The sequence below is a fragment of the uncultured Leptotrichia sp. genome (assembly GCF_938036635.1).
Lineage (GTDB): Bacteria > Fusobacteriota > Fusobacteriia > Fusobacteriales > Leptotrichiaceae > Leptotrichia > Leptotrichia hongkongensis.
The window spans coordinates 1-2,089 of sequence record NZ_CALHQO010000275.1 but is presented as its reverse complement, the minus strand read 5'-3'; the positions used below and the strand labels follow the sequence as shown (position 1 = coordinate 2,089).

Annotated in this window: 3 protein-coding genes; all 3 read left to right on the top strand. The window is 28.4% G+C overall.

What is annotated here, in order from left to right:
• The first annotated feature begins 91 nt into the window (after positions 1-91).
• The 3 genes from Q0370_RS05355 (at position 92) to Q0370_RS05345 (ending at position 2,062) form a co-directional block, all read left to right on the top strand.
• Complete coding sequence (locus Q0370_RS05355; protein ID WP_299573082.1) at positions 92-517, top strand: hypothetical protein; 426 nt, start codon at positions 92-94, stop codon at positions 515-517.
• Between the two features lie 86 nt (positions 518-603).
• The gene (locus tag Q0370_RS05350) at positions 604-1,719 is read left to right on the top strand and encodes a hypothetical protein (RefSeq protein ID WP_299573079.1); all 1,116 of its coding nucleotides are present in this window, start codon (positions 604-606) and stop codon (positions 1,717-1,719) included.
• Between the two features lie 55 nt (positions 1,720-1,774).
• Entirely contained in the window at positions 1,775-2,062 is a 288-nt protein-coding gene (locus tag Q0370_RS05345; protein WP_299573077.1) for a ubiquinol-cytochrome C reductase, read from the top strand.
• Positions 2,063-2,089: the final 27 nt, after the last annotated feature.

Genomic DNA, 2,089 nt, shown 5'->3' with positions numbered 1-2,089 from the left:
TATGGAAGTAAAGCACATATACATTTATTTTAATAGAATAAGAAATAGCTGATGGAATTTTGAATAGTTAAATACAGACAGAGGTGAAAAAATGAAAAATAAAAAAATAAATCTAGCTATGATGGCAGGAATGATTTTAATGAGTATGGGATGTGAAGCAAAGGGGAAAGCTTCCCAAAGCAGCATTTCAGGAAAATATAATGTGGAAACGCTGACTACAAAAGGGCAGACTGTAAAGGTGGCAGGTCAGGAATGTTTTGAAGATTCATACTTTGAAATAAAAGGAAATATTGCCTATATAAGCCTTAACAATGTAGTTAACGGGAACTGTATAACAAAGGCAGGAACCTATGATATGCAAAGTAAGGGCAACGGGAGATACATTCTTGTAGGAAATGGCAAGGAATCAGATGAAATTATTGTAAAAAATGGAAAAGTGCAGTATAATCAGGATACAGGAATTTCAATGACATTTTCCAAAGATGTGGCATCTGCTCCAGAAAATATGGAAGAATAGTTTATTTTTTGATTAAAAAGTTAAAAAAATACAGTATTTCTCAGTACAAATGAGAAAATTTATTATTAGAAAAATCAGGAGGAATCATGAAAAGATTTATATCATTTATTTTACTGGCAATTATGTTTATAACAAGCTGTGGAATTAGCGAGAGTTCTGAAAATGATGATAAAAAGGCAGTAGCATCGGCTTTTGAAGATTATATCAATGCAGCAAAAAATGAAGATACAAAAAAAGTTAGTGAATATCATTTAATGTGGTTTAATATCTGGCGTACTTCACAAGAAAGTTATAAATATCTTACTTATAAAATAAATAAAATTGAACTAACAAAGCAGAAAAATGGAAACGGAAGGGATATAAAACTGGCTTATGTAAATGTTTCATTAAAATATCCCGATTTAAACTATACAATGTCTAAATTTTATAAAAACAAAGACTTTAATTCGTTGGTAAGAGGAAAAAGCAGATCTACACAGCTAGAAATAATAGAACAGGAAATCTCTTCTTTTTTGAAAAATGAATTAAAGAAAAATGACACAAAATATATCGAAAAAGAAATGATTGTAAAATTTGAGTACTTCTATCCGCTTAAAAAATGGAAAATTCCTTATGATGAGAATATAGAGTTTATAAATATTCTTTCACTTGACAGCTATAAAATAAAAGGAATGGATAAAACCATAGGAGAAATTGTAAGAACGCCGGGAAATGATGATGATAGAAAACTTTTAATCAGTGAAAAAGAGGAAAAAATAAGAAATAAAACAGCAAAAATTGATGATTATAAACTGCTTCTAATACTTTACTCACCGGTAAAAAATCCTGATAACATCAATTTTAAAAGAATATCGCAAAAATTAATAGAAAATTTCCCTGATTATCCAGAAGGATACCGTATTATGACAGATTTCCTTTATCATAATTATCCTGATAATTATTCAGAAATATTAAATTATGCACAAAAAGGAATTGAAGCATATAAAAATGTCGATACAAAAAAATATCCGGAATTTGTTTATGAAAATAGCAGAAATCATCCGATGAATGAACTGTTCAGAATTATAATAGATGTTTATCTGAAAAAAGGCGAAAAAGAAAAAGCACTGGATGTATTCAATAAAAACAAAAAAATTATTAAATACTGGATGCCTCCTGCAAATTATGTACAACTTGCAAAAAGGCTGGGAGTAATATGGTAGAATTTATAAATTTTCACAAATAACTAAAAATTACAATGATAGGAGCTGATTTATTATGAAAAAAATTATTTTTGCATTTTTAATATTAGGAAGTGTTTACAGTTTTGCAGCACAAAAAACTTTACGGACAGTAGAAAAATGTCGTGTGACTTCAAGAGGTATAACAAAAGATGGTAAAAGATTCGCAAACTGCATTAGCCTTCAGTCAGGAAAAACATTTAATTTTACAGGACTTGTTGACCAGACTTATTATAAATTCTCAAAAGGAACAATATTTAAAGTATATTTCTATGGAAATGGGAACAGAAATTTGACTTTGGAAACTTTTGACTACATTCAGTAATTGGTTTATAAAAATAAATTTTTTTAC

Coding starts and splice junctions, on each gene's coding strand:
- Q0370_RS05350 (WP_299573079.1), top strand. CDS start 604: ATGAAAAGATTTATATCATTTATTTTACTGGCAATTATGTTTATAACA.
- Q0370_RS05355 (WP_299573082.1), top strand. CDS start 92: ATGAAAAATAAAAAAATAAATCTAGCTATGATGGCAGGAATGATTTTA.
- Q0370_RS05345 (WP_299573077.1), top strand. CDS start 1,775: ATGAAAAAAATTATTTTTGCATTTTTAATATTAGGAAGTGTTTACAGT.